We start from the raw sequence: 26,101 nt of genomic DNA on the forward strand, positions 1-26,101 counted from the left end.
CTTGGCGCGTCTACGTCTGCGACTGCAGGTAGTTCTGCAGGCCGACCTTCTCGATGAGCCCGAGCTGCCGCTCCAGCCAATACGTATGGTCGTACTCGGTGTCCTCTAGCATCTTCCGCAGGATCTCGCGCGTTTCATAGTCGCGCGCCGTCTCGCAATAGGCGATCGCCTCCTTGAGCGCGGCCACGACCGAGAGCTCGAGCGCGAGGTCGTTTCGAAGCATCTCCGGCACGTCCTTGCCGATCTTGAGCGGCTCGCGCACGGAGAGGTTCGGCGTGCCCTCGAGGAACAGCATGCGCTTGATCAGCATCGCGGCATGACCGACCTCCTCGCTCCGCTCGTGCTCGATGCGCTCGTAGAGCTTGTTGAGCCCCCAGTTCTCGTACATGCGCGAGTGGGTGAAGTACTGATCGACCGCTGTGAGCTCCCCGGCGAGGAGCTTGTTCAGGTACTCGATGACCTTCGCGTCGCCCTTCATGGTTGGTGCCCTCGATGTGCGATGGCGGTTCCTCGGAGACGATGAAGTCGCGTCCCTTTGGTCCGCAGATTCATTTCGGTCCCTTCAACGATTGCTCGCAGGCGTCGTCACCGCCCGTCGGCCCGATAATCCGGACGCCGCCCGGTCTTGCCACGTCCTCGCCCTCGTCGCGACCCGGGAATTGTCCCCCGGGCTTTATTTGAGCCCCATTCATGGTACAGGAACCGCTTGCCGCAGCCAGCTTCCGGAAGGCGCAGAGGCGTAATCCCCCCGCATCGCACGCACAGTCAACGCCCCCAGATCCTGATATCAAGTACCCGAAGGCGGTCCAGGTCGCGGCGGTCGCAATATCGCCGGGTTTTACAGGGCGATCACGCTGCAACCGCGTTCAAAGCCTCGAGAAAGGAAGCAAGGCTCGCGCTTCTCAGCGTAAAGAACGGCTTGGCCATGCGCTTGCATGCGTGCTTGATGTGCAGGCAGGCCTCGTGGCTTACGCAGTCTATGGGGCACACGACCGCATCCACGCTTTGGATCATCGCCGCGAGGCGAGTCGTGCTCTCGCTCAAGCCGCCGTCGTGGTGGAGCAACTCGCCGTTGTGTCGCGCCGCCAACGCGCGAAAGTGCGCAACCTGGCGGTTGCGCCCGCCGACGTACAACACGCGCCGGCCGCACAGGTCCGGCCGAGGACAATCGTCGGCCCCGCTCGCACCGCACTGCCGCAGACAAGTCATAGGCTCAGGGGCTTCCGCTGCCGCAGGGGCTTCAACAAGCGTAGGTCTGCCCGGCGACGGATGCATCGTCGCGGTCGAGCTTGCGAGCTTCGCCCATCCGCGCGCCTCCCGCTCCGCGGCCTGTACGCGCGCGAGCGCCTGCTCGAGCTGCGTCGCAAGCGCCTCTTTTTCCGCGCGCAGCCGCGCGAGCGCCTCGCCGTTTTGAAGCATCTCGAGCTCCGCCTGCGCTGCCGCCAATTCGCGCTTCAGCACGTCCAAGCGCTGTGCGCGCTCGCTGAGCACCTCGGCTCGACGCTCGAGATCCTTGATGCGCAGGCGCGCCGCCTCGGCGCTCCGCGCCTGTACGTCCTCGAGCTCGGCCACGCGGCGCTTGAGCATGGCCAGCTCGTGACGCGCCGAGTGGTTCGAATGCCCGGCGAGGTGCGAAAGCATGTGCACCTCGCCGTATATTCGTTCCAGCAACGCCCCCTCCGCCAACGCGTGCGTGACCAGCGCCCAGAAGGCGCCGGCGATGTCCCCCGCCGCGCTTGCCACGTCCCAGAGCGCGCCGAGCTCGCCGACATTGCGGCACGCACTCGAGCGCTTGACCGCGGCGGCGAACTTGCGGTCGAGCCATTTGTGTATAGCGCGCGCGGCGAAAACCGGATTGCCTGCGAGCTGCACGAAGCTATGATGCAGCTCATAGTGGCTCATCGCTGCGCCTACACTAATACCCGCCTTGCGCGCGAGCCTCCGCAGCTCGTCGATGGTCAGGCAGGTGCCGATCACCAGGCAATGGAACCGGTGATCGAGCTCCCACAGCTTCAGGCGTCGCCGAGGTTGCTGCTGCTGCGCGTCAGCGTGGCGGTGTGACTCGGAGATCGGCAGCAAAGAGGGCACGCTGTCCGAACTCGGCAGCTCCGTCGCGAAGTGCCCCGGGATTCGGTCCGGCGCATTCATGGGTGCGCCTCCGGCGCCCTGTGCGCGACGTCGTGCGCTGCGGCGTGGACCGCCCTCGTCTCCGGCATGGTCGCGAGCGCCTGCTGACCCTTGATGATCTGCTCCTCGACCCAGCGGGTAAACAGCGGATGCGGGGCAAAACCGCTGCCGAGCTCATAGTTCAAGCCCTCGAGAAACCTGTGCTCCAGGCCCTGCGCGTTGGTGCGCGCGGGAATGACGAGCGCGCGCCCGCCGTCGCGCGTGGCCTCGTCCACCATCGCGCGCACCTTGGCGATCCACGGCTCGCGCTTGCCGGGCCAGTCCTCGCGCCAGGTGGCGACCCGGATGGCGCGGAACTCTCGTCCGCCCCGCGCGCCCATCTGGCGCGCGAGCGACTCCAGGACCTCGAGCCAGCGCGCGTTGCGCGTGTCGTCCTTGGCGCCGTGCGCCGTGAGTATCACGGTCTCGCGGGCTGGATCCTTGGATAGAGAACGGGCGCGGTCGAGCAGCGCCTGCGCGAACAAGGAATGATCCTCGATGCCTCCGGCGCTGCTCACCAGCGCCGCCGTGTGGATGCGCATGGGCGCTGCCGCGCCGTGCGCAGGGTCGTGGTCGTGACCCTGGTCATGTTCGTCCTGCCCGTGCATTGCGTGCCTTGGAGCGGCCCGGGCTGCCTCGATATCGAGGCCGAACAGGCGTTCGATATCGCCCTCGAAGCTGTCCTTGAGCCCAAAGACACGCACGATGACGATCGCGCGGATGCCGCGGGCCTCGAGTTTCCGGACCGCGCGCTCGATCAGCAATGGGTCGGCCATGGAGAAGCAGTACTCGACCGGATAGCGCGCCTCCAAAGGCTTCACCGCCTGACGCATGGTCTCGTTCCAGTGGTAATCGGAACCGTGCGCCAGGACCACGACGCCGATGTCCTTCGTCGCCATCGAAAGGGCGCGGTTGGCCTCGCGCTCCATCCAGGTGCCGACCAGGGCCGGCAACGGCTCCTCGGCGAGGACCTCGACCTTCGCCGGCGCGATGCGTTTCAGCTCGTTGGTGAATGCCATCATGCTGTCGAGCTTCTTGCCGAGGTGAAACGGCACGAGCACCACTCGCTCGCCACCAACCGCGGCCTGTGCCAGTCCTTCGCGCATCTCCCGGCCGCGCTCTTCGCGCTGCGCGGACGGGACGTCGTACCACACGAGCGCGCCCACCGACTCAAACGGTAGCCCCGCGGCGGCGTACTGCGCCAGCCGCTGCCAGTCGGCTTCCAGGCGCGTGCGCGTCTCGGGGGAATCGGCGCCGTAACCGGCGACGATTACGCGCCGGCCTTCCGGGTTCGGCAGCGCGCGCAGCCGATCGGCCAGCGCCTCGACCGCGAGGTAGCTCTCGCCGAAACTGCGTGCAAGAGTGATGTTGGATTTGCGACGCTCCGCCACCAGGGCGCGCACGCGATCCAGGCGCGGATCGTTCGGCGACAAGAACAGCGGCAACACGACGATGCGGCGCGCGCCGCGGCGCTCGAGCTCCTTGAGCGCGCGGGCGAACGTCGCGCGCGTGCGCTCGTCCGTCACCACGGTGAGTGCGGCGTTGTGCCGCCGGGCAAACGCCTCGAACGCGTCGCGGATCTCCTCGTTGCCCCAAAAACCCCGATCCGGCGCGGCGACAAGAAAGCCGACGCCGGCATCGCGCGTCGCCGGCTCCCCACCTTCGCGATCGGCCGCCGTCGCGGCGAAGGCCGAGCCCCACACCACCGCATACAACAGCACGCCGAGCGCAACCGTGGCAGCGGCCAGGGCCGGGTCGAAGACGCGGAACCGAAACTGAAAACGCCTCATTCTCGCACGCGGATCCACGGTATCTCCCTCCTTCGGTTCAGAACTGATACTTGAAGCTGGCGCTCACGTTGCGCCCGGGCTGGGTGTAGAACTCGGGGCCGGGATCGGTGGCGCGCAGCCCGGCCAGCCGGACATCGCCCCACAGCCAGTACGTTTCGTCGAAGACGTTGTTCACGGCGAGGTTGAGCTGCGCGCGTTTCACGGGCTTCCACCACGCCGCAATGTCGAGCGTCTGCCAGGCGTCCGGCTTGAACCACTCGCCCGAGGAGAGTTCGGTGTCGTCCACCCGGCGCACCTTGGCGGCGGCGTTGACCCGCCCTTCCAAGCCCCAGCGGCCGACGTCGTACGCGATGGCGAGGGTGGCGCGCGCCGGCTCGATGCTGTTCAGCGGCTGGTCGTCGGTCTCGTTGTGGCCGCGTGCATACGCGATCGCCCCGCTCGCCCGCCACGCCGGCGCGAAGCGCCAGGCGGCGCGCGCCTCCGCGCCGTAGATGCGCACCTTGTCGACGTTAACGGACTGGAAGGTGGCGGCGAGGCCGGCGATGCAGCTCGGGTCGCCCGGGCAGGCGAGCCGCTGGGTTTCGATGAAGTCCTTGTAGCGGTTATCGAACACCGCGATCTGGGACTGAACGCGGCCGCGGTCGTGCTTCAGGCCGAGCTCCACACCCGTGCTGGTCTCGGGATCGAGATCGGGATTGGGGACGACGCCGTAGGACTGGATCGTGTTGCGGAACGAACCGTTGACCTCTTCGTAGATGGGCGCGCGAAATCCCCGGGCGACCTGCGCCCATAGCGAGGTGGCCGGCGTGAACTGCCAGCGCGCCGCGAGCTTCGGGCTCAGCGCCGACTCGCGCTTGTCCACGGCCGGGCGGCCGGCGTGCTGGAACGTGAGCGCGTCCGGCTCGGCGTCCAGGCGGATGGCGTCGTAGCGCAGTCCGGGCACGAGGGTGAGGCGTCCGAGGGCGATCTCGTCCTGTACGAACAGGCCAACCGTATCGGTGTGGCCCGGCGCGAAATCGCGCAGCGGGAAGGTCTCGCCGGCAAGGCTCTTCGTAAACGTGCCGGTGGTCAGGTTCCACACGCGCCCGTCGCGCTTCTCCTCCGTCTCGGTGCGCGCGAGATCCACGCCGAAGGTGAGGAGGTGCTCCGCGCCCAGGGACGTGAAGCCGGTTTCCGCCTGCACCCCCGTCCCCGTGAGGTCTTGGGTAAAGTCGTAGTCGAGCTCGACGTAGCAGCTATTGCCGCTGCCGAAGGCCGCCGAGCAGCTCGCGCTGGTGTTTGTACGCTGCTGGCGGGTGCGCGTGCGCGTCTCGGACTCCTGCCGATACAGGCGCGCGGTGAGCCGGTCGTACCAGGCGCCCGCCGGCTTGTGCTCCCAGGCGAGCGTCGCCCGCCTCCGCTCGCCCGAATCGTCGCCCTCCATGGCAGTGATCTTCGGCAGGGAAGCGGACAGGCGCTTGACCTCTGTGAACGTGTCCTGATCCGCGCCTTCGAGCGTCAAGGTGAGTCCGTGGCCGGCCGCGGGCCTGATGCCAAACTTGGCGAGCAGACTGTCGCTACGGAAGTCCTGGGGATTGGGCGCGGTGCGGTCGACGGCGGTCACGTCCCGGTCGCCCTGGTTGTCGAGCTCGCGGCCGTCGCGGCGCACGAAGCCGATCAGGCCTTCCAGCCGTGCGCCGCGGCCCGCGGCGATGACGGCGTTCGCGTACGACTCGTTGGCGCCGAATGCGCTTCCCTTGTAGCGGGCGCCGAAGCGCTCGTCGTCGGCGAGTACGTCGGAGGGATCGAGCGTGAGAAAACCGACTACCCCACCGAGGGCATCCGAGCCGTAAAGGGAGGACGCGGGTCCGCGCAGGATCTCCACGCGCTTCAGGAACTCGGTGTCGGGCGGCAGCGGCGTGTTCACCGTGATGTTGGTCGGGCCGCCGCCGTTGCGGTAGTCCGGCAGCCGCACGCCGTCGACCAGCTGCTGCACGCGGTTGTCCTCGATGCCGCGGATGTTGACGCGCGTCGCGCCGTGGCGGCGCTGGTCGCGCGGCAGCGCCACGCCGGGCTCCTCGTCGAACAGATCGGCTTCGTCCGCGGGCAGGCGCCGGTCCATGTCCTCGCGCGAAATGCTCGTGATGGTCGCCGGCGTCTCGGCCTCGCGCCGTTCGGTGCGCGTCGCGGTGACCGCGACCTCCTCGAGCACGGTCACGCCTGAAACCGGTTCAGCGGCCTGCGCCGCCGGCAATACCATAACCATCAGGGTCGCCGCCACGAGCGGCTTGCGCTTGAGTTGCATAGATCCTCTTCTTGTGCGAATAAAAGCGAGGCTGGCTACTCAAGCAGGAGCTCGTTGGCTGGCTTGCTTTAGGCTGTTTATGTCCTGAGTTTCATTTCTCCCGGGTGTCGTCCGAGACGGGCCTTCCCTTGCGCGTGGCCCACCACAGGCCGAACGCGCTCAAAATTATCGCTAGCGCTTGTGCGCTCAGCGTCTGCAGGGTCGGGTAGACGCCGAGCATCGGGACGGTGATGAACCGCACCGCATCGGCCCCGATCTTGCCCGCCTCCTGCAAGGCGGCGATGCCCTGGCCCGTAAAGATCACGGCGAGAATCAGGAGCACGATGCCGGAGGCGGAAAAGAAAAGCCCGATTGGTAGCTTGACGCTCGCGCGCAGGATCGCCCAGGCAACCGCGACCAGCAGCACCGCGGCGAGGCCGAGCCCGGCGAGGAGCGCTCCGTAGCCCTCGGGCCCCGCCTGCGCGGAAAGCGCCTGGTAGAACAGGACGGTCTCGAACGCCTCGCGGTAGACCGCGAGGAACGACACCACGGCGAGCGTCCACACGGTTCCGGTGGAGAGCGCGCCGCTCACCTTGTCGCGGATGAACCTCTGCCACGCGGCGCTGTGCGACTTGCTGTGCAGCCAGTAACCGACGTAGAGCAGCATCGCGGCCGCGATGAGCGCGGTCACGCCTTCGGTGACCTCGCGCCCGGCGCCGGAAATCTCCACGACATAGTTCGACACCGCCCAGGTCAACAGCCCGAGCGCCAGCGCCGCGATCCAGCCCGCGTGCACCCAGCGCCGCGCCTCGGTGCGGCCCGCGCGCGTCAGGAACGCCAGGATCGCGGCCACGACCAGGATCGCCTCCGTGCCCTCGCGCAGCAGGATCACGAGCGCGGCGCCGAAAGTCGTCGCCCACGAAAGTTGAGCGCCGCCGAGCACCTCGCGCACGTCGGCGAGCAGGGCCTGCACCGCGGCGGCCTGCTTCTCGACCTGCTCGAGCGGCGCGCCCGATTGCAGCAGGCCGCGATAGGCCATCATCTCGCGCTCGGTGCGCGCCATCAGCCCCGGATCCACGTTTTGCAGGCCCGACTCGATCAACTCGAAGCCTTCGAGGTAGGCCTGGATCGCAAGCCGCGCGGCCTCGGCCCGCGCACCCACGCGATACGCGTCGAGGCTGCGCGCGAGGGTGGCGATGGCGAATTCGAGGGGAGACGGTTTCGTCGCAACGACGGCCGCTGGGTTGGCGCGTAAATACGCCTGTAGCGCTACGCCGTCTTCGCCGAAGCGTTCCTTGATCTCGTTGGCCGAGAGCGTGGCCACATTGGCGAGATCGGGGAAGCTGTCGCGGCCTTTGCCCCCCGCCCACAGCGCCCTGCCCTCGGCGCGGGTTTCGTCGGTGGCCCCGAAATTGGCGACGTAAAACGCCAGCGCCCAGCGGTCCTCCTCGCTCAGGCGCCTGTACGAGGCCATACCCGTGCCGTCCACGCCGAGCGTGATGGTGTTGTAAAGTCCATAGACGCTGCGGCTCGCCATGCGGCCGGCGTCGTGAAAATCGGACGGAGCGGGATCGAGCCCTTTCCCGGCGGCGCCGTCGCCGCGCCCCTCGGCGCCGTGGCAGGCGGCGCAGTGTTCCGCGTACAGCGTCGCACCGCGTTTCAGGTCCGGGGCGGTCTTCGGAGCAATCTGGAGGTCGTAGGCGCGAATCACCGCCCAACGCAACGCCGTCGCTTTGGCCGCGACCTCGCGGACCTCGGCTTTCGCGCCGATGCGCGCCGCGAGCGCCGAGGCATCGGAGAGAAGCCGGCTGCGGGCCTCGTTCTCCGGCAGACCTTGGATCAGGCCCTGCACCTGCCCCGTGAACTCGCGCATCTCCTGGTATTCGTCCGCGTTCTTCACCGTGCCGTTCTCAACGGCCTCGGCGTAATCCACGGCGATGTAGTCGAGCAGGTGCAGCGCCGTCTGCGCCGCATCCCGGGCGCGGGCCGCAGGGATAAGCGCCAGCAAGAGGATCACCGACAGAAGCAATCGCAGACGCACGGTTTATCTGCTCCTGCCCGGATCGGTGATCAGGCCGACGCGCTCGAGTTGCGCGCGCCTGGCCTGGGCCATGACCTCGGCGATAAGCTGGTAGCGCGTGTCGCGGTCGGCCCGGACCTGCAGCACCGGCTGCGGCCGGCGCCCGCCGGCCTGCTCGAGCTGCTGCACCAATGCCGCCCGGTCGAGAGGCCGGTTGTTCCAGAAGAAGTTGCCGTGGTCGTCGATCGCGAGCGTGATCCTCTCGGGCTGCTCGGCCCCCGGCTGTCCCGCAGCCCGCGGCAGGTTGACCTTGATCGAATGCGTGAACAGGGGCGCAGTGATGATGAATACCACCAGCAGGACGAGCATCACGTCGACGAGCGGCGTGACGTTGATCTCGCTCATCGGCCGCGAGCCGGTGCTTTCGTCGAACGCGCCGATCATGCTTGAGCCTCTTTCAGCGCGGGCCGCTGCGGTAAGGCGGGTGCCGGCTCCATGTCGAGCTTGGCGCCGGTGATCAGATAGGTATGGAGGTCGTGCGCGAACCCGTCGAGCTCGGCGACAGTGACCCGATTGGCGCGGACAAAGGCGTTGTAGGCGAGCACGGCCGGAATGGCGACGGCGAGACCGGCGGCGGTCATGACGAGCGCCTCGCCCACTGGGCCGGCAACCTGATCGAGCGTGTTGAGGCCACCGGCACCGACGCCGAGCAGCGCGTGGTAGATCCCCCAGACGGTCCCGAACAGGCCCACGAACGGTGCTACGGCGCCGATCGAGGCGAGCAGGCTGAGCCCTGCTTCGAGCCGCCCGTTCTCGCGCGTCAGCACCTGACGCAGCGTACGAACCACGAGATCGGACACACTCGACTGATCGCCCAGACGCTCGGCCCGCATGCGATGCTGCTGATGGTGCCGTACGGCGACGATTGCGCCGAGCGCGAGCCGCGCCGCCGGGTCAACCGCGTGCTGATTGCGTAGCAGATCCATAGCTTCGGTCAAATTCTGCGCGTCCCAGAAACGGGCAACGACAGCTTGGTGGCGGCGGCGAACCTGCCACGTGTGCCACGCCTTGGCAAAGATCAGGTACCAGCTGCTGAGCGACATCGCTAGCAACACCAACGCCGCACCGAGGCCGACGGCGTCGAGCTGGCTCAGAAAACTCTGCAAACCCGATGAGGTGACCGCAGGCATCGACGCTAACTTTCCAAAGTGAACGAAATCGGAACCAAGACCGAGGCCGTCACCGGCACATCGCCCTGACGTGCGGGAACGAAGCGCCATTTGCGCACCGCCTCGAGCGCGGCCCGATCCAGGCGGGCGAAGCCGCTCGAGCGGCTGATCGCGATATCGGCCGAAGTGCCGTCCGGGCGCACGCGCACGCGCAGCAGGACCCGACCCTCCTCGCCCAGGCGGCGCGCGAGCGAGGGGTAAACGGGCGGCGGGTTGTTCAGGTAATCGGCATTGAAGCGCGGCAAGGTGACCGACGATGCCGGTGCCGGCGCATCGTCTGCGGCTACGGTCTCGGTCGGTGCGGGTTCCGAGGCAGTTGCCACGTCGGTGGTGATCGGAGCTTCGGGTGCCGAAGCGTCGGCATCAGGCGGGACATCCGTCGGCGCCCGCTCCGAGGCCTTGAGGGTTGAGGCTGGCGATGGCGATTTCCGAACGGGACGCGCCCTGACCGTGGCCTTCGTGGGTTTCGGCGGAGCGACCGAGGGCTCCTCTCCCGCTGAATCGATGAGGCTCACCATCACCGGGACCGACGCGACGGAGCTTGGAGCGACGTCGAGCTCCAGCAGCGCAGCACTGAACGCCGCGTGCATGGCGAGGGTGGCCGCCATGGCGGGCGAGAAGATTCGAGATTTCAGGAACGCCACAAGCCGAACCTCCAGCATACTGATTGTCCGAACTAAACGGATTCCCTGGCTGGCTGCCCCGGTGGGGCTGGCTGGCGATGGGACGTGAAACGGCCTTCTACGCGGTCAAGATCAGTTTTCCGTTGCTCGTCACACGCAAGTGGTACTCCCGGCCGTTGTGCTCGATGACGAGCTCGTCGGCTTCGGCTAGCAGCGCTCGGCTCGAGATCTTTTGAGGAGCGCGCGCTCTCGAGCCAGCCTCGCCGGCCGGGGAAGGGTTCACTTGGCTGGTCTTTATCACGGAATGCCGCCTCGGTTCTTTCTTGGCCATCTCGTTTAGCGACAGCTCGGGCTCCGGGCCCTGCGGGTCACGCGGCCCGCTCCTCGACGCCGTCTGCCTCCACCTTCAACGCCTCGTGAAGCACCTCCCGTACATGCGACGCGCACCGGCCGCAACGAGAAGCGACGCCCAAAGACGCGCAAAGCTGCTTCAGGGTGCAAGCCCCCTTGCACACCGCCTCCCGAATCTGGCCATCGGTGACGGCGTTACAAACGCAGACGTACATCGTTCTTGCTCCTCGAGTTGCGGGCGCTAACGTTAACGCGAATGATAATGATTCTCGTTTATATTGCAACTGCTTTTAGGCGGGCGGGTGGGGATCAGTTAAAGGTCTGATGGCACTACTTTTAGACCCGCGATAAAGACTTCGGGCTAGGGGCGAGAGCCCTTGCCGCTGGAGACCAACCTAAATGACTCACTCACTGGCCCATTTCTTGCCTCAACAAAATGACGACCAGGTCCGATGCTTGATGGAGCCCTCGAGGCCCCGGACAAAAAATACAAGGGGGTAAGTTTTTGCTTTCCTTCGATCCGGAACGCCTCCCTGCCCACCTCCGGCTGGAACTCCTTCGGCTGCGCCACCGCGTGGCGTCATTCCTATTATATGGCCCCGGCGACCTTCGGCTTGCCGAGGCTGAAGCGCGCGCCCTAGCCTCGGACATCAAGAGGCTCTACGACGCACTGCTCATCTCCAATTACCACTGATGGGCTGGGAGCGACAAAACACTTCATTCGCGCTGAAACTCCCGACCGTATAAGGCCCACGGGTCGCTGCAGATCATCTCCGGAGGCGAGGGTCGAATCCGAGCACGCTCCAGGTGGTTATGGACGGAGCGTGCCTCGGAGGACCGCGTAGAGACGATGGAGCCGAACGATGAGAGCTTGCACCTCGGATACTGAACCCCGCGAGGCCGGGCGTGAGATGACCGCTTCGATTTCTCGTGTCAGTCGCTCGAAATCGGATCGAAGCGTTGTCGGAATTTCCAGTGCAGCATCAACGGTCGCCAGGATCTTGTGCGCCGCCGCAAGGCGGTCCAGCGGAGAACCGGGCGCAAGAACCGACGCCAGGGCCGCTTCTCGCACCTTTCTTAGCCCCGTGCTCGCCTTCACGGCGGCAGGAGAATGGGTCCGCGCAGCCGCGGCGCTCGAAGGACGCAAAGAGAAAACACGGGGTACTTACGAGTAGCATTTGCCGCCTTTGGCTTGAAGCTCGTATTTTACAAACCATTGCTGCCGGGCACTGAAATGGCTTGCTGCCGCCGACACAGCGCTGTGTTGTACGGCTGCCTGAAGAAGCCGCAGACGATGGCGCACATGATAGCGCTCCGCGAGAATCTGGCACGCTGTTTTCCGGTTCGGGGGCGTATAGCGGGGCGAAAGTCCTCCGTCCTGTGCCAATTCGAGCGCAAGCGGCGCGACCTGATGGACGCACCGGACTTGGATCTTGCGCTGCTCGCGTTACGACAATCGCCGCTTCCGCTTCTGACGGGGCACCCCGTTACGCCCGATACTTTCGATGATCGGACAGGCCCCGGAATCGGCGCCCGCGCAGAGGTTGAGCAGCAGGCGCAGCTCGTCGCGCAGCGTCGTGAGCTCGACGAGCCGCGCCTCGACTTCCGCGAGCTTTTTCCCCGTAAGCTGCCGCACCTTGGAGCGCGCGCGGTGCGGCGCCTCGCGCATGGCCAATAGCACCCCGATCTCGAGCAGCGAGAAGTCCATCTTCTGCGCCCGCTGGATGAACTTCAGGCGCGAGAGGTCCTGGTCATTGTAGAAGCGGATGCCGGCGCCGTTGCGCCCGATCCTGGGCAGCAGCCCGATCTTTTCGTAGTAGCGCAGCGTGTCGGGCGAGAGACCGAGCTGCTCGGTGACCTCGCTGATGCGATACTGGCCCATAATCGCCTCTACATCAGGAAGAAGTACTCATTAATAAGATAAGCGCCGCTACCGATCAGCACCAGCGCGCCAGCGATCTCGAAGGCCTTCTGCCAGCGCGTGAGCGCCTTGAGCGATTCGAGCCAGCCGACGGCCCAGGCGCCGAGGAGGATCGGCACCGAGCGCCCGAGTGCGAACGCCAGCAACAGCGCGAAGCCGAAGGACACCGAACCGATCCCGGCTGCCGCCGTCAGCATCACCAGCAGCGCCGGGGTGCAGAACGGGCAGATCGCGACCGAGAACGGGATGCCGAGTAGGAATGCGCCCCACACTCCCGCCACGCGGGTGCCGCGCATCGAGAACCACGGGAGCCGGAGCTTGATCCACCCCGGCCACATTAGCCCAAGCACGATCAGGAGCGGCCCGAGCACCAACCCCCACTCGCGGCCCATGACCTGCTTCACCCATTCACCGCCCAGCGCCGCGCCCACGCCCAGCACGACGTGGGTGACGAGCATGCCGGCGATGAACGCCCCGCCGAGCCACACCGCCCGTCGCGGCTCACGGGCCTTGGTGACATAGGCGAGCGTGACCGGGATTGCGGCGACCGCCACGGGATTGAAGCTGAAGACGAAGCCGGTGGCGAAGCCGAGGGCCAGACCCGCGACACTTGCGTGCTGCAATGCCAAGCGGAGCGACTCAGCGTCCATATGACCTGGTCTGGAGGACTAAAACGACCGAGACGATAGAGCGGGTCATCATACCGGCTGTGGCTTTACGTCGAGCGGCCGGCCGACGCTCATGAGCGCGTCGAACAGGAGCTGCGGGCGGCCCCAGAGCGAGTTGAAGAAGATCGTGGTCACGCTCGCCGCCATCGCCGCCATCGCCCACACCGGGTAGACGAGGCCGGTCGCCGCGAGCGGGATGCCGACACCGTTGAAGAGAAAAGCGAGCGCGACGTTCTCCAGCATCTTGCGGTAGCCGCGGCGGCTGATCTCGTGGGCCGCGACCACCGTCTCGAGCCGTGGTCTGAGAATGATGATGTCGGCCGACTCGATCGCGATGTCGGTGCCGCTCGCCATGGCGATGCCGACGTCGGCCTGCATCAGCGCCGGGGCGTCGTTGACGCCGTCGCCCACCATCGCCGCCCGGCCGCGCGTCTGAAGCTCGCGGATGATTTCCGCTTTCCGCTCCGGGCGCACGCCGGCATGCACCTCGGCAATACCGGCCTCGGCGGCGAAGCGGCGCGCGGCGCGTTCGTTGTCGCCGGTAAGCAACACCGTGCGCAGGCCACGCTGATGCAGCGCGGCAACCGTCTTCGCCGCATCCGGGCGCAGACGGTCGCCGAGCGCGATGACGCCGAGCGCCTGGCCCGCGCGCGCCACTGCAGTCACCGTCCGCCCCTGCGTCTCGAGCTCGTCGATGCGCGGGGCGAGCGACCCAAGATTCACGCCTCGGCTCTTGAGGAAGCCGGGGCTCCCGACCAGCACCGCGCCGCCTCCGATGCGCGCGGTGACGCCCTGACCCGGCACCGCCTGGAACTCCTCGACCGCGGGCGGCGCCAGGCCGCGCTTGAAAGCGACATTGACAATCGCCTGGGCGAGCGGATGCTCGGAGCTCGCCTCGGCCGCGGCGGCGATCGCAAGCAGCTCCCCCTCGGTACCGCCCGCCGCCACGATCTCCTGCACCGCGGGCTCCCCCTCGGTGAGCGTGCCGGTCTTGTCGAACACGACCGTGCGCACGAGCCGGTAGCCCTGGAAGGCCTCGCCGGTGCGCATGAGGATGCCGCGCTCGGCGGCCTCGCCCGAGCCGCGCACGATGGAAAGCGGCGCCGAGATGCCGACCGCGCAGGGATAACCCATCACGAGGACGCTTAAGCCCGCGAACACCGCGCGCTCGAGGTCGGCCGCACCGGTAAAAAGGTACGAGCCTGCGAGCCAACCGATGAAGGCGGTCGCGGCGACGATCAGCACCGTGGGCGTGTACACCCGCAGCACCCGGTCGACGAGGTGCAGCAGCCCGGGCTTCATGGCACGAGCGTCTTCGACATGACGGATGATCTGGGCAAGGAAGCTCTCCTCGCCCACCGCCGTCACCTCGAGGAGCAATGTCCCGGTGCCGTTGATCGAGCCGCCGATCACGGTATCGCCCAGCTTCTTTTCGACCGGCAAGGGCTCGCCGGTCACGAGCGCTTCGTTCACCGCCGAGTGTCCCTCGACCACTCTTCCGTCCACCGGGATGCGCTCGCCCGGGCGGATGCGCACGCGCTCCCCGCGTTTCACGTCCTCGACCGGGACGTCCGTCTCGCGCCCGGCACGCACGACGCGCGCCATGTCGGGCTGAAGGTCGAGGAGTTTCTTCACCGCCTGGGAGCTTCGGGTCTTCACGATCAGCGACAGCCACTCGGAGAAGATATGGTAGGTCGCGACCATCACGGAGACGGCGAAGAACGCCGCGGTCGGATAGCCGTCCCGCTGCCAGACCAACCCGATGATGCCGCCCGCGATACCGGCGAAAGCGCCGATCTCGAGCAGCACGTGCTGGTTGAGGATGCCGCGCTTGAGCGCCTGGATCGCCATGTGCAGGATGTGCCGGCCCACGCCGAACACGACGAAGAGCGCAAGCCCCGCGGCGAGCCAGGGTGTCAAACCGGCGAGCCAGCCGCCCGCGCGCGCATAGAAGATTCCGGCTGCCAGGGCGCCGAGCGCAGCAGAACCGGCGAGGGCCGCCGGCACACCGCGGGGCTTCAGCACCACGAAAAGGAAGGCCGCGAGGCTCGCGACCGCGACCGCCGGCAGCAGCGCGGTCCAGAACCCGGTGGGATTCGCGACGAGCGCGATCGCCGCAAGGCTCGCGCCGACGGCGGCGACGAAGCGCCGCCCCTCCTGCACGAGCAGCGCCTCCTCCTCGTCATAGGGGCGAAGCTTTCGCGGATCGGAGATCGTGTAGCCGATGTCCTTGAGCGTCTGGAGCAGCGCCTCGGCGCGCGCCACGCTCGGGTCGTATTCGATCAGCGCCTGCTCGTGCGTCAGGCTCACCGCCACCTGCTCGACGCCGGGCTCGCGGCCCAACGCCTTCTCGATCGTGCCGGTGCAGAGCGAGCAGTGCAGGCCGCCGATGCGCGCGCGGATGCGCCGGCGGCCGGGTCGGGCGGACGGTTCTTCGCTCCAGAAGCGCGGAGCGGTTTCAGAAACGGTGGCATTCATGGCGGCACCTCACCTGTGAGCAGGCAACTGGACGTAACCCTTTCGTATCTCTTCTTCCAGGGCCGCGCGCAGCTTCTTTGCGGACGGCAGTGCGGTGAAGACGAGCCGGCCGTTCACGGTGATCGCCGGCGTCGAGAGCACGCCGAGCTTGACCGCGTAGTCGAGCTCCTCGAGCACGTTCACCTCGCGCCACTCGATGCGCTCGCCGCCGAGCTCGGCGGCGATACGCTTGAGCGCGTCCTTGGCCTGCGCGCACCTGTTGCAGCCGGGCGAAGAGAAGACTTCGACCTTGATCGTCATTGCCGGCCATCCTCTTGCTCAATGACCGTCACCGCGCCCGCCTCCAAGCCGGTATCCGCCACTGCTTTGCGCATCCGGGTCAGGTCGGTGCCGGCCGGGTGCCATGACCACGCGCGCCGTATCGGTCTTGAGGCTGATCTTGACGTCCTCATGCGGGCAGTCCGGCGAGCCGCTCGCCCACCGTGCAGGCGCAACGCCGACGGGCCCATGTTCTGGATTTCGAGCTCCACCACCGCCCCGCCCGCGAAAACGGGAGCCGCGACAGCAACACGACGAGCGTGCGCACGCAAAGAACCGTACACCCTGGAGTCCACTCCAGGTCAAGAGTGTGGGACGCATCGCCTTGGCGCACCGGTGAGCCGGGGACGGCTTGACCTGGACCTGGCTCCAGTGACTAGCCTGGAATTGTCTGCTCGGCAACGGAGTCCCCCATGAGACCCGAACGTACCTTGATAACGCTTGCCGTCGCACTGCTGGTCCTGTCGGCCCGGGGCTTGGCCGCGGAGCCGGCGCCAAGCCCGGCGGCGCCGGCCGAGGCGGTGCTGGCCGACCTTCCGAAAGCGACCTGGATCGCCGACGGAGGGGGCAGACGCGTCGTCTACATCTTTTTCGATCCGAATTGTCCGTCGTGCCAGCTTCTCTACCGCAACCTGCGAACGTTCGTCGCCTCGCATAACCTGCAGGTGCGCTGGATACCGGTTGCCGTCGTCGACGCGACCAGTCTCGGCAAGGCGGCCGCGATCCTGCAGGTACCGGACCGGCGCGCGGCCCTGCGCCGTAACGAGGAGCGCTACCAAAGCGAAACGTTCAGCGGCGGCATCGAGGAGGAGATACCCTCGGACGAGACCGAGCAACAGTTGCGCGCGAATGAACTGCTGCTCAACAGGCTCGATGTCCCGGTCGTCCCGACCATGCTCTTTCCGAGCAGAGATGGCCGTGCCGTCATCATCCAGGGGGCGCTATCGCCGCTCGCACTAGGTAAAGTGCTCGTCCGGCTGCCGTGAACAGGAGCTACACGATCGGGTGCTCGGTTTGGATGGCCTCGCGCTCCGCGAAAGGTTGCGAGACGCTCGAAGGAGGCGTCGCGTCCTGAGGCGGCAGACCGGGCGGACGTTGATTGTGACCGGGCGCCTGCCGGAGTACGTGCCGATCCACAGGCGAGGCCACGGTACCTGTAAGCTTCCTGGAATCGTGGTATTAGGGGAGCCGCCATGAGCGCGGCCGAAACCTCGCTATTGGGCGTGGCACGTGGTTCTGATCCGGATCAAAGCAAAGGGCGTCGGAAAACCGTAGCCTGTCGTGAGTTCCACGCAGTCGCTCGGGCCGGCCTTCGTCGTGCGACGACGCGAATGCAGGACAGGAGGCGGTTTATGCGAATCACGCGTGTGCCAGCAGTAGCGCTCGCCAGCCTGCTCGTTGTTTCGGGCTGCGCCACCTATCAAGGGCCACAGGAGCAGGCCGGGATGGTCATCGGCGGCATCGTGGGCGGCATACTGGGATCCGAGATCGGCGGCGGGTATGGCCGTGGGCACCATGGCTATTACGGGCGTTATCCCGCGCCCACCGCGGCGATCATCGCCGGGACCATCGCCGGGGCCATGATCGGCGGGGCGATCGGCCGCTCGATGGACGAGACCGACCGCCTGAAGACGGCGGCCACTCTCGAAACCGTGCGCACCGGCGTGCCCTCGACCTGGCGCAACCCGGATACGGGCAACCAGTACGCGGTCACGCCGACCAAGACCTACGAGACGGCATCCGGTCCGTGCCGCGAGTATACGATCGATGCGGTGATCGGCGGAAAGAAGGAGAAGATCTACGGCACGGCCTGCCGCCAGCCGGACGGGAGCTGGAAGGTGCAGGGTTAACGTTCCTCCTGCCCGGCTTCGGGCATACGCCCCGCCCGCAGCCCGTTCGCGACCGCGAGCAGCTCGCTCGCCTCGTGCACCAGCACCGCGAAAGCGACGCTGATCCAGCCGGCCACCGCGGAAGGAATGAGCGCGACGAGCACCAGGATCGAGAACACGATGTTCTGCGCGGAGACGCGCCGCGCCTTGCGCCCGAGGCGCAGCGCCTCTTCGATCTTGCCGAGGTCGTCGGCCATGAGCGCGACATCGGCGGCCTCGATCGCGGCGTCGGTGCCGGCCGCCCCCATGGCCATCCCGCAGGTCGCGGCGGCGAGCGCCGGGGCGTCGTTTACGCCGTCGCCGACCATGAGCACGGCGCCGTGCTCGCGCTGGAGCTGGCCGACGGCGCGCACCTTGTCGTCGGGCTTGAGTTCGGCCCGCACGTCGTCGATGCCGACCGTGCGCGCCACGGCGTCGGCCGTGCGGCGATTATCCCCCGTGAGCATCACCGTGCGAATGCCGAGCGCATGGAGCCGCGCGATCGTGGCCCGCGCGTCTGCGCGCAGGCGGTCCTGCAGGGCGATGAGGCCGCGCACCCGTTGCCCTTCGCCCACGAGCACGACGGTCTTGCCCTCGCTCTGCAACCGCGCGATCTCCGCCTCGGCGCTCCCACGCTCGCTCCCGAGCGTCGCGAAGAGGCTCGGACTGCCGACATACCAGATGCGCTCCCCGATCTCGCCCCGGGCGCCCGCTCCCGCCAGCGCCTCGGACGCGTCGGCGGGCGGGGGCATGACGCCCGCCCCTCGCGCGTGCTCGACGATGGCCCGCGCGAGCGGATGCTCGGAGTAGTGCTCGAGCGCCGCGGCGGCCGCGAGCAGCTCCTGCTCGGTGCCGGCAAAGGCGCGCAAGTCCGTGACGGCGGGCCGACCGTGGGTGAGCGTGCCGGTCTTGTCGAAGGCGACGACCCGGATCGTGCCGAGGTGCTCGAGGTGCGCGCCACCTTTAATAAGTATGCCCCGGCGCCCCGCCGAACCGATGCCTGCGGCCATGGCGACCGGCATGGACATGATGAGCGCGCAGGGTGCGGCCGCCACGAGCAGCACCACGGCACGCACCGACCAGGTTTCCCAGGGGAGATCGAGCGCGACCGGCGCGACCAGGAAGCCGAGCGCGACCGCGAGCACCGCCGGCGTATAGCGCCGCCCGAAGCGCTCGATCCACTGCTGGGCTTTGCCCTTGCGCTCCTGCGCCTCCTCGACGAGGTGGATGATCTTCGCGAGGGTGTTGTCGGCGAACGTGGCGGTCGCCTCGATCGTGAGCGCCCCCTGGCGGTTGATCGAGGCGGCGAACACCTTCTCTCCCGGGCCCTTGTCCACCGGGATGGACTCGCCGGTGACGGGCGATTCGTCGAGGCTCGACCTGCCTTCCCGGATCACGCCATCCGTCGCCAGCGCCTCGCCCGGGCGGACCACGAAAAGCTCGCCCGGCTCGAGCGACTCGGCCGGTACGGTGACCTCGTGGCCATCGCGCAGCACGCGCGCCTCCTTGGGCGCGAGATCGAGGAGCGCACGGATGAAATGGCGGGTGCGCGCGTAGGTATATTCTTCGGTGCCCTCGGCCGCGCCGTAGAGGAACACCAGCGCCGCCGCTTCGTCCCAAAGCCCGAGGAACCCGGAACCGGCGGTCGCCGCGAGCATCAGGATCTCGATGCCGACCTCCCTCTCGCGGACCAGTTCCTCGATGCCCTCGCGCGCCCAATGCCACCCGCCGAGCGGGATCGCGACCCAGTAGAAGAAGTTCTCGATGCCTTCGGGGATCAGTCTCACGTGCGCGAGAACGAAACCGGCGGCCGCGATCAGGCCCGCGGCAAGCGCGTTGCGCAGCGGCGGGTAGCGCCACCACGACCCCACGTACGCCTCTTCTTTGCCGCACCCGCTTGTCATGCCCACCCTCCTGCTTTGCTCCTAGACGCTCGTCCGTCCCCGGAGATTCCTCGGATCAATGCAGAATCAGTCGCGCGAGAACCTCGACTATGAGCGCCAGCGCCTCGTAGTGCTCACCCCGAGCGAACCGCGCCTGCGCCTCGGCCATCGCACCGCTGGCCGCGAACGGCTTCATGCTCGTGGCCAGCCCCTTGCCGGGGCGAAAACGCGCATCGGGCCTGCGTGCCGGGAGGGCCGGAGCTCCGGACGACATCGCTCGAAGGCCGGATCAATTGCGCCAGCTTATCGAGGATGAGCGCGATCGCCTCGTAATACTCGTCCCGGCCGAGCCGCATTTGCACGTCGGCCATGGCGTCCCGGGCCATGAGCCGCTTCAGGATGTAAGTGAGCGCCTCACCGGGCACGACGCTGAACTCGCGATCCTCCTGCACGATCACGACAAAGACGAAACGCCCGCCCTCCAGCGCGTTCGTGCGCTTTCTCCAGCGGGCGATCAGGCGCTGGGCGTAGGCCGCGATGCTTTCCGGCCGGATCGTTTTCGCGATCAGCACGATGATCCTCGCGTCGGCCTGCTGCTCCAGGTCGGCGATCCGTGCCGCGAGCGCTCGGCCTTGCGCAACATCGAGAACCCCGGCCTCGTCGCTCAAGGAGCGCAGCAGCGGGGGCAGCGGCCGCGGAGCGGTTTGCGCCGGCGACGCGGGCATCCCGAAAAACGCCAGGCAGAGAGCGGCGAGCGCGAGAAGACGCCGTCGGGGGCGCGCCGCGCCGGCCGGCCCGCCCCCGGTCGGGCGGCTCCCCGCCATGCGGGCCACGGGCCGGGTTGAGTCGATCATCGGCCGTGAGGGCCGATCGCGCCGGCCTCGCCGATGGGAACGGCGGCGGTGATCTCGCTGATGTAGATCCAGCCCGCCTCGGGCTGGCCGGTCCGGGCGTGGTCGCGAATGATGTTGACGGCTTCGGCCGTGCGCTGCTCATCGTGGCACACGAGCTCCAGCTTGACTTCGGTGATCACCTTCTCGCCCAGTTCGACGGAGTACTCCTCTTCCCGGGCGTCGAGCGCCTTGAGCATGCCTTTGACGTCGATGATCGACAGGTTGCGATATCCCGCGCTCTCGAGCGCGCGCACGACATCCGCGATGCGGTTGCGGTGGACGAAGGCCTTGATCTCTTTCATGCGCGTTTCTCCGGGTGTGAGTGATGTCTCGCCCTTGCCTTGATCGAGCGCCAGGCCGGGAAGTGATGGAGCGCCAGCAGCGAGAAGATGACGATGGATGTCAGGACACCGATCACGTACATGCCGTAGCCGACGGCGAGCCCCACGGCGGCCGTGGCCCAGATCGTCGCGGCCGTGGTGAGTCCCGCGACCCGGCCCTGCTCGCGCAGAATCACGCCGGCGCCGAGGAAGCCGACGCCGGTGACCACGTTCGCGGCACGGGTCGGGTCGGTCGCGCCGTCCACGTGACTCGAGACGAGCGCGAACACGCCGGCGCCGAGCGACACCGCCGCGTAGGTGCGCACGCCCGCTTCCCGCCCGTGCCGCTCCCGCTCCCAACCGACGATGCCGCCCAGGAGCGCTGCGAACACGGCGCGCAGCACCATTACGAGCTCGTTATTCCAGTCCATGAAGTGAGCACCGCTCCGGGTTCCTCCGGTGTGGTTACAGGCGAAGAGGGCGAGACCGCGGCATCGTTCAGCCACTCGAGCAGGACCAGTACGGCGACGGTCCGCGCGAGTACGCGCCATTCGCGGTTTCTGCGCCAGGCGCGCCACTGCCACTGTCCGGGTCCGGGTCTCAAGGGCAGGCGGGGCACGAAGCGCGGCGTCTGCGCCGCATAGCCCTCCCACGCCGCGCCGAAACGCTCGGCGAGAAGCCGTTCCTCGCGCGGGACGACGAACGCGTACACCGCGGGGATCAGGAGAGCGGCCGCAACGATGGCGAGGCCGTCCTCCATGCTCGCCGCGAAGCCGACGCCGATCAGGTAGGAGCCCGCGTAGAGCGGATGGCGGACCATGCTATACGGCCCTCCAGTGGTAAGGGTGCGACGCTTGTCGATAACGCCGGCCGCCCAGGATCGCAGGCCGAGCCCTAGCGCGATGAGGGCGAGCCCGATCGGATGCGGGAGATCGACCAGGCTCAGGATTGGATGGGGCCGGCCGCCGTCGTCCACGAGCCACTCGGCCGCCACCGCGACGAACAGGACGAACGAGAGGTGCAACCGGTAGCGCGCGATGAGCTCGCCGAGGGATGCCGCGATCAAGACGTTTCCTCCTTCCGCTTGCGCGTCTCGATCCATTCGTAAATGACCGGCAGCAGCACCAGCGTGAGCAGCGTCGAGGTAATGAGCCCGCCGACGACCACGGTCGCGAGCGGGCGCTGGGTCTCGGCGCCCACCCCGCTCGAGAGCAGCATCGGGATGAGGCCGAGGATCGCCACGCTCGCGGTCATGAGCACGGGCCGAAGCCGGAGCTCGGCTCCCCGGCGTACGGCGTCCGCGACGGTCAGCCCCTTCTCGCGCAGCTCGTTGATGAACGAGACGAGCACGATGCCGTTCAGCATCGCGACGCCGAAGACGGCGATGAAGCCGATCGCCGAGGGGACCGACAGGTACTGGCCCGTGATCCAGAGCGAGACGAGCCCGCCGATGGTGGCGAAGGGGACGTTGGCGATGATGAGGGCCGCGTACTTGACCGAGTTGAACGCGGTGTAGAGCAGCACGAAGATGAAGAAGATGGTGAGCGGCACGATCACGCTGAGACGCGCCATCGCGCGCTGCTGGTTCTCGAACGCCCCGCCCCACTCGAGCCAGTAGCCGCTCGGGAGCTTGACCTGGGCGGCGATCGCGCGGTTCGCGTCGCGCACGAAGCCGTCCACGTCGCGCCCGCGCACGTCCATCTGGATCACGGCGTAGCGTTGGAGCTGCTCGCGCCGCACGAACGAGTAGCCTTCCGCGACCGACACCTCCGCGACGCGCGCGAGCGGCACGATCGCTCCGTTGGCGGTTCGCAGCGGTATCGCCCGGATCGCCTCGACCGAAGCCTTGGATTCGTCGGCGATCCGGGCGGTGATGTCGAAGCGCTTCACGCCCTGGATCAGGGTGGAGACGGGCTCGTTGCCGATGCCCGTGCGGACCACCGTGAGGACGTCGTCGGCGTTGAGCCCGTAGCGCGCGAGCGCCTCGCGGTCGACGCGGATGCGCACCTGCGGCTTGCCGAGGTTGGCCTCGAGCGCGAGGTCGGCGACCCCGGGGACCCTGGCAATCGCGTCCTTTATCTCCCGGCTCAGGCGGTCGAGGGTCGCGAGGTCCTCGCCGTAGATCTTGGCGGCGAGGGTGGCGCGCACGCCGGAGATCAGCTCCTCGACCCGCATCTGGATCGGCTGGGTAAAGGCGATGACGATCGTCGGCACCGCTTCCTCGAGCTTCTCGCGCATTGCTTCGCTGAGCTCCTCGATCGTGCGCCCGCTGCCCCACTCGTCCTTGGGCTTGAGCTCCGTGTAGATCTCCATGTAGTTCGCGTCCGCGGTCTCGCCCTTCTCGGCGCGGCCGATCATGGCGAGCGTGGTCTTAACCTCGGGGAACCCGGACAGCGCCTGCGAGATCCGCTTCGAGACCTCGATCGACTGCTCGAGCGAGGTCGAGGGGATGGAGGTCACGCGCCACATGATCGAGCCTTCCTGCAGCTGCGGCATGAACTCCTTCCCCAGGAACGGGAAGAGCGCGAGCGAGCCGACGAGGAGCGCCGTTGCGGCGATCACGGTCTTTCTCTTGTTGCCGAGCGCCCAGGCGAGCAGCGGGAGGTAGCCCCGCTTGACGGTGCGCACGAGCCAGGTGTCCCGCTCCTCCTTGGGCTTGAGGATCAATGCCGCCAGCACCGGGATGAGCGTCAGCGTGAGGAGCAGCGACCCCGCCATCGCGAAGCTGATGTTGAAGGCCATGGGCTTGAAGAGCTTGGCTTCCAGGCCCTGGAGGCTGAAGAGCGGCAGGAACACGACGATGATGATGAGGATGGCGAAGGCGATCGGGCTCGCGACCTCGCGCGCCGCGGTCAGCACCGCCGCGGTACGGTCGACCTTGCGGTCGCGCTCGCGCCACTCGGCCATGATGCGAAACGAGTTCTCCACCATCACGACCGCGCCGTCGACCATCATGCCGATCCCGATCGCGAGGCCCGCGAGCGACATGAGGTTCGCGGAAAGCCCTGCTCTCTCCATGAAGATGAACGCGATCAGCATCGCGAGCGGCAGCGCCGCGATCACGACGAGCGCCGCACGGAGCTCGCCTAAGAAGAGGAAGAGCACGATCGCGACCAGGATCGAGCCCTCGATCAGGGCGCGCTCCGCTGTCCCGACCGCCTGCTCGACGAGTTCGGTGCGTTCGTAGACCGGCCGCAGCACCATGCCTTCGGGCAGCGCCTGCTTCACGATGTCGAGCTTGGCCTTGACGGCGTCCACCACGTTCTTCGCGTTCTCGCCGATGCGCGAGAGCGCCATGCCGAGCACGACCTCCTTCCCGTCCCGCGTCACGGCGCCGAAGCGCAGCGCCGGTCCCTGGGCGATGGTCGCGACGTCGCGTAGGTAAACGGGCACGCCGTCCCTCACCTTGACGACGATGCGCCCGAGGTCGGCCTCGTCGGAGGCGAGCCCGAGCCCCCGGACCAGGTACTGCTCGGCGCCGATGTTGACGTACTGCCCGCCCACCTGGCGGTTGTTCGCCTCGATCGCCTCCATCACCTCCCGGTAGGTGAGCCCGTACTTGATGAAGCGCTGCGGGTCGATCACGACCTGGTACTGCTTCTCCTGCCCGCCCCAGGAGAGCACGTCGTCGACGCCGGGGGCGGTGCGCAGGATGAGCCGCACGGTCCAGTCCTGCAGCGTCCGGAGCTCCATGTCGGAGACCGTGTTCTTGAGGTTCTCGTCGGCGCGCTCGAGGGTGTACCAGAACACCTGCCCTAGCCCTGAGGAGTTCGGCCCCATCTCCGGTTTCCCGTACCCCTCGGGGATGCGGTCGCCGACCTCCTGCAGCCGCTCCATGACGAGCCGCCGGGCGAAGTAGATGTCCATGGCATCGTCGAAGTAGACCGAGACGTAGGAGAGCCCGAAGAGGCTCACCGAGCGGATCTGCTCCACCCCCGGCAGCCCCGCCATGGCCGACTCGACCGGGAAGGTGAGGAGCTGCTCGACGTCCTCGGCCGCGAGGCCGGGCGACTCCGTATAGATGTTGACCTGCACCGGCGTCACGTCGGGGAAGGCGTCGATCGGCACGGTCGTCACCGCGCGCCAGCCGAGGAACGCGACGACCGCAAAGACGACGAGGACCAGGAACTTGTAGCGCAGGGAGATCTCGACCAGTCTTTCGAGCATCGCGGTCTCCTAGTTAGTGCCCGTGGCCTTCGCCCATCTGCGACTTCAGGACGAGCGACTTGAGCAGGAACAGCCCTTCGACCGCGATCTCGTCGCCCGGTGCGAGGCCTTCGAGGACCTCCACCTGGCCGCCACGCGCCGCACCGACCTTCACCGGCTCCGGATGCAGGTTGCCGCCTTCGACCTTGAACACGGTGGCCCGCCCCTCGAGCTGGATCACGGCCGCCTCAGGCACCGCGAGCACCGCCTTCGCTCCGCCCGTAGCGATCTCCGCGTCGGCGAACATGCCGGGCTTGAGCAGCCCGCCTGGGTTCTGGACGAGCGCGCGGGCCCAGACCGTGCGCGTCTCCTCCTTCACCTCGGCGCCGAGCGAGAGGACGGTTCCCTTGAACCGGCGATCCGGGTAGGCGGAAGTCGTGAGGGCGACCGGCGTGCCGGCCCGGACCTGCGCGATCTGACTCTCGTTCAGCGAAAGCTGTGCCCAGACGCTCGAGAGATCGGCCACGACAAAGAGCGGCTGCCCCGGCTGCACGGTGTCGCCGATGGCGACCTTGTGCTCGATCACGATGCCGCCGATCGGGCTGTGCACGTGCTGGTCCTTGAGCGGCTCGCGGCTCGCTTCGAGCTCGCGGATCTCCTCGTCCGTGAGCCCGAGGAGCCGCAGGCGCTGCGCCGCGTCGGCGAGCAGGCGCGACGCTTCGCCGGTCGCATCGTTGCGCGCCCGCTCGGCGATCAGCAGGTACTCCTGCTGCGCGCTCGAGAACTCGGGGCTGTGGATCTCGGCGAGCAACGCGTTCTTGCGCACCGGCTGGTTCGCGAATACGGCCAAACGCTCTATCCAGCCGGCCGTGCGCGCGCTCACGACCGCGCGGCGCTGCTCGTTGAAGCGGATCTCGGCCGGAACGCGCAGGGTTTCCGAGAGCGCCCGCTTCTCGACTCTTCCGGTCTTCACGCCGCGCGGCACCAGCGCCTCGAGCGCGAGCGCCGCTCCTTCCTCGTGCGCCTCGCCTTCGGCGGCGCGGGGCTTCGCCTCGGCCGTCGGCGGCTGCGCGGCCGGCTCGCTCTGCCGGCTGCAGCCCGCAATCAGAAGCGATAGCGCCAACAGCATCGCGAGGCCCTGCGCCATGCGATCACTTCGCATCC

23 protein-coding genes are annotated in these 26,101 nt (G+C 67.7%); 2 read left to right on the forward strand and 21 right to left on the reverse strand.

All coding sequences use genetic code 11. The features are described from left to right. Window positions 1–10: 10 nt before the first annotated feature. From bfr to SVA_RS15375, 14 genes are all read right to left on the reverse strand, one after another. Window positions 11–478, reverse strand: coding sequence for a bacterioferritin (gene bfr, locus SVA_RS15305; RefSeq protein ID WP_096462049.1), 468 nt, complete (start codon window positions 476–478; stop codon window positions 11–13). A 371-nt stretch (window positions 479–849) separates the two neighbouring features. Then, window positions 850–2,148, reverse strand: a complete 1,299-nt coding sequence (locus tag SVA_RS15310) for a DUF2325 domain-containing protein (protein ID WP_096462050.1) — start codon at window positions 2,146–2,148, stop codon at window positions 850–852. Next, the gene (locus tag SVA_RS15315) at window positions 2,145–3,956 is read right to left on the reverse strand and encodes a sirohydrochlorin chelatase (RefSeq protein ID WP_096462051.1); all 1,812 of its coding nucleotides are present in this window, start codon (window positions 3,954–3,956) and stop codon (window positions 2,145–2,147) included. The genes SVA_RS15310 and SVA_RS15315 overlap by 4 nt, the downstream gene beginning before the upstream one ends. Before the next feature lie 37 nt (window positions 3,957–3,993). After that, window positions 3,994–6,240 (reverse strand): TonB-dependent hemoglobin/transferrin/lactoferrin family receptor, encoded by a 2,247-nt coding sequence (locus tag SVA_RS15320; protein WP_096462052.1) that lies wholly within the window; start codon window positions 6,238–6,240, stop codon window positions 3,994–3,996. 91 nt (window positions 6,241–6,331) lie between these two features. After that, window positions 6,332–8,260, reverse strand: a complete 1,929-nt coding sequence (locus SVA_RS15325) for a cytochrome c/FTR1 family iron permease (RefSeq protein WP_096462053.1) — start codon at window positions 8,258–8,260, stop codon at window positions 6,332–6,334. Window positions 8,261–8,263: 3 nt separating this feature from the next. After that, complete coding sequence (locus tag SVA_RS15330) at window positions 8,264–8,683, reverse strand: ExbD/TolR family protein (RefSeq protein WP_096462054.1); 420 nt, start codon at window positions 8,681–8,683, stop codon at window positions 8,264–8,266. Further along, window positions 8,680–9,429 (reverse strand): MotA/TolQ/ExbB proton channel family protein, encoded by a 750-nt coding sequence (locus SVA_RS20360; protein WP_096462055.1) that lies wholly within the window; start codon window positions 9,427–9,429, stop codon window positions 8,680–8,682. The genes SVA_RS15330 and SVA_RS20360 overlap by 4 nt, the downstream gene beginning before the upstream one ends. 5 nt (window positions 9,430–9,434) lie before the next feature. After that, window positions 9,435–10,130, reverse strand: a complete 696-nt coding sequence (locus SVA_RS15340; protein WP_197703244.1) for an energy transducer TonB — start codon at window positions 10,128–10,130, stop codon at window positions 9,435–9,437. Between the two features lie 79 nt (window positions 10,131–10,209). After that, on the reverse strand, window positions 10,210–10,422 hold the full coding sequence (gene hemP / locus SVA_RS20495; RefSeq protein ID WP_096462056.1) for a hemin uptake protein HemP: 213 nt from the start codon (window positions 10,420–10,422) through the stop codon (window positions 10,210–10,212). 37 nt (window positions 10,423–10,459) lie between these two features. Further along, window positions 10,460–10,657 carry a (2Fe-2S)-binding protein gene (locus SVA_RS20500; protein ID WP_096462057.1) on the reverse strand — a complete coding sequence of 66 codons (198 nt, stop codon included), beginning with the start codon at window positions 10,655–10,657 and terminating at the stop codon, window positions 10,460–10,462. A gap of 1,232 nt (window positions 10,658–11,889) precedes the next feature. Continuing rightward, window positions 11,890–12,324, reverse strand: a complete 435-nt coding sequence (locus SVA_RS15360) for a heavy metal-responsive transcriptional regulator (RefSeq protein WP_096462059.1) — start codon at window positions 12,322–12,324, stop codon at window positions 11,890–11,892. 8 nt (window positions 12,325–12,332) lie between these two features. Continuing rightward, the gene (locus SVA_RS15365) at window positions 12,333–12,992 is read right to left on the reverse strand and encodes a cytochrome c biogenesis CcdA family protein (protein ID WP_197703245.1); all 660 of its coding nucleotides are present in this window, start codon (window positions 12,990–12,992) and stop codon (window positions 12,333–12,335) included. 69 nt (window positions 12,993–13,061) lie between these two features. Continuing rightward, a complete protein-coding gene (locus SVA_RS15370; RefSeq protein WP_096462061.1) occupies window positions 13,062–15,509 on the reverse strand; it encodes a heavy metal translocating P-type ATPase in 2,448 nt (815 codons plus the stop codon). A gap of 9 nt (window positions 15,510–15,518) precedes the next feature. Beyond that, window positions 15,519–15,809 carry a glutaredoxin family protein gene (locus tag SVA_RS15375; RefSeq protein WP_096462062.1) on the reverse strand — a complete coding sequence of 97 codons (291 nt, stop codon included), beginning with the start codon at window positions 15,807–15,809 and terminating at the stop codon, window positions 15,519–15,521. 431 nt (window positions 15,810–16,240) lie between these two features. Between SVA_RS15375 and SVA_RS15380 the strand changes: the two genes are divergently transcribed. Both SVA_RS15380 and SVA_RS15385 read left to right on the forward strand, forming a co-directional pair. After that, window positions 16,241–16,813 carry a thioredoxin fold domain-containing protein gene (locus SVA_RS15380; RefSeq protein WP_096462063.1) on the forward strand — a complete coding sequence of 191 codons (573 nt, stop codon included), beginning with the start codon at window positions 16,241–16,243 and terminating at the stop codon, window positions 16,811–16,813. A gap of 366 nt (window positions 16,814–17,179) precedes the next feature. Further along, window positions 17,180–17,677, forward strand: a complete 498-nt coding sequence (locus tag SVA_RS15385) for an RT0821/Lpp0805 family surface protein (RefSeq protein WP_096462064.1) — start codon at window positions 17,180–17,182, stop codon at window positions 17,675–17,677. On the opposite strand, the gene SVA_RS15390 is transcribed toward SVA_RS15385, so the two are convergent. The 7 genes from SVA_RS15390 to SVA_RS15420 all read right to left on the reverse strand — a co-directional run bounded on the left by SVA_RS15390 (window position 17,674) and on the right by SVA_RS15420 (window position 26,084). Next, the gene (locus SVA_RS15390; RefSeq protein WP_096462065.1) at window positions 17,674–19,599 is read right to left on the reverse strand and encodes a heavy metal translocating P-type ATPase; all 1,926 of its coding nucleotides are present in this window, start codon (window positions 19,597–19,599) and stop codon (window positions 17,674–17,676) included. The genes SVA_RS15385 and SVA_RS15390 overlap by 4 nt on opposite strands. A gap of 113 nt (window positions 19,600–19,712) precedes the next feature. Next, window positions 19,713–20,402 carry a TPM domain-containing protein gene (locus tag SVA_RS15395; protein WP_231971917.1) on the reverse strand — a complete coding sequence of 230 codons (690 nt, stop codon included), beginning with the start codon at window positions 20,400–20,402 and terminating at the stop codon, window positions 19,713–19,715. Window positions 20,403–20,428: 26 nt separating this feature from the next. Continuing rightward, a complete protein-coding gene (locus SVA_RS15400; RefSeq protein ID WP_096462067.1) occupies window positions 20,429–20,773 on the reverse strand; it encodes a P-II family nitrogen regulator in 345 nt (114 codons plus the stop codon). After that, window positions 20,770–21,222 carry an MgtC/SapB family protein gene (locus SVA_RS15405; RefSeq protein WP_096462068.1) on the reverse strand — a complete coding sequence of 151 codons (453 nt, stop codon included), beginning with the start codon at window positions 21,220–21,222 and terminating at the stop codon, window positions 20,770–20,772. The genes SVA_RS15400 and SVA_RS15405 overlap by 4 nt, the downstream gene beginning before the upstream one ends. After that, window positions 21,198–21,857: a methyltransferase family protein gene (locus SVA_RS15410; RefSeq protein ID WP_169924135.1), complete on the reverse strand. Its 660-nt coding sequence runs from the start codon at window positions 21,855–21,857 to the stop codon at window positions 21,198–21,200. The genes SVA_RS15405 and SVA_RS15410 overlap by 25 nt, the downstream gene beginning before the upstream one ends. Then, a complete protein-coding gene (locus tag SVA_RS15415; RefSeq protein WP_096462070.1) occupies window positions 21,854–24,958 on the reverse strand; it encodes an efflux RND transporter permease subunit in 3,105 nt (1,034 codons plus the stop codon). Before SVA_RS15415 ends, SVA_RS15410 begins: the two co-directional genes overlap by 4 nt. A gap of 13 nt (window positions 24,959–24,971) precedes the next feature. Then, a complete protein-coding gene (locus tag SVA_RS15420; protein ID WP_169924136.1) occupies window positions 24,972–26,084 on the reverse strand; it encodes an efflux RND transporter periplasmic adaptor subunit in 1,113 nt (370 codons plus the stop codon). Between the last annotated feature and the right edge of the window lie 17 nt (window positions 26,085–26,101).

Source organism: Sulfurifustis variabilis (assembly GCF_002355415.1).
Classification (GTDB): Bacteria; Pseudomonadota; Gammaproteobacteria; order Acidiferrobacterales; family Sulfurifustaceae; genus Sulfurifustis; species Sulfurifustis variabilis.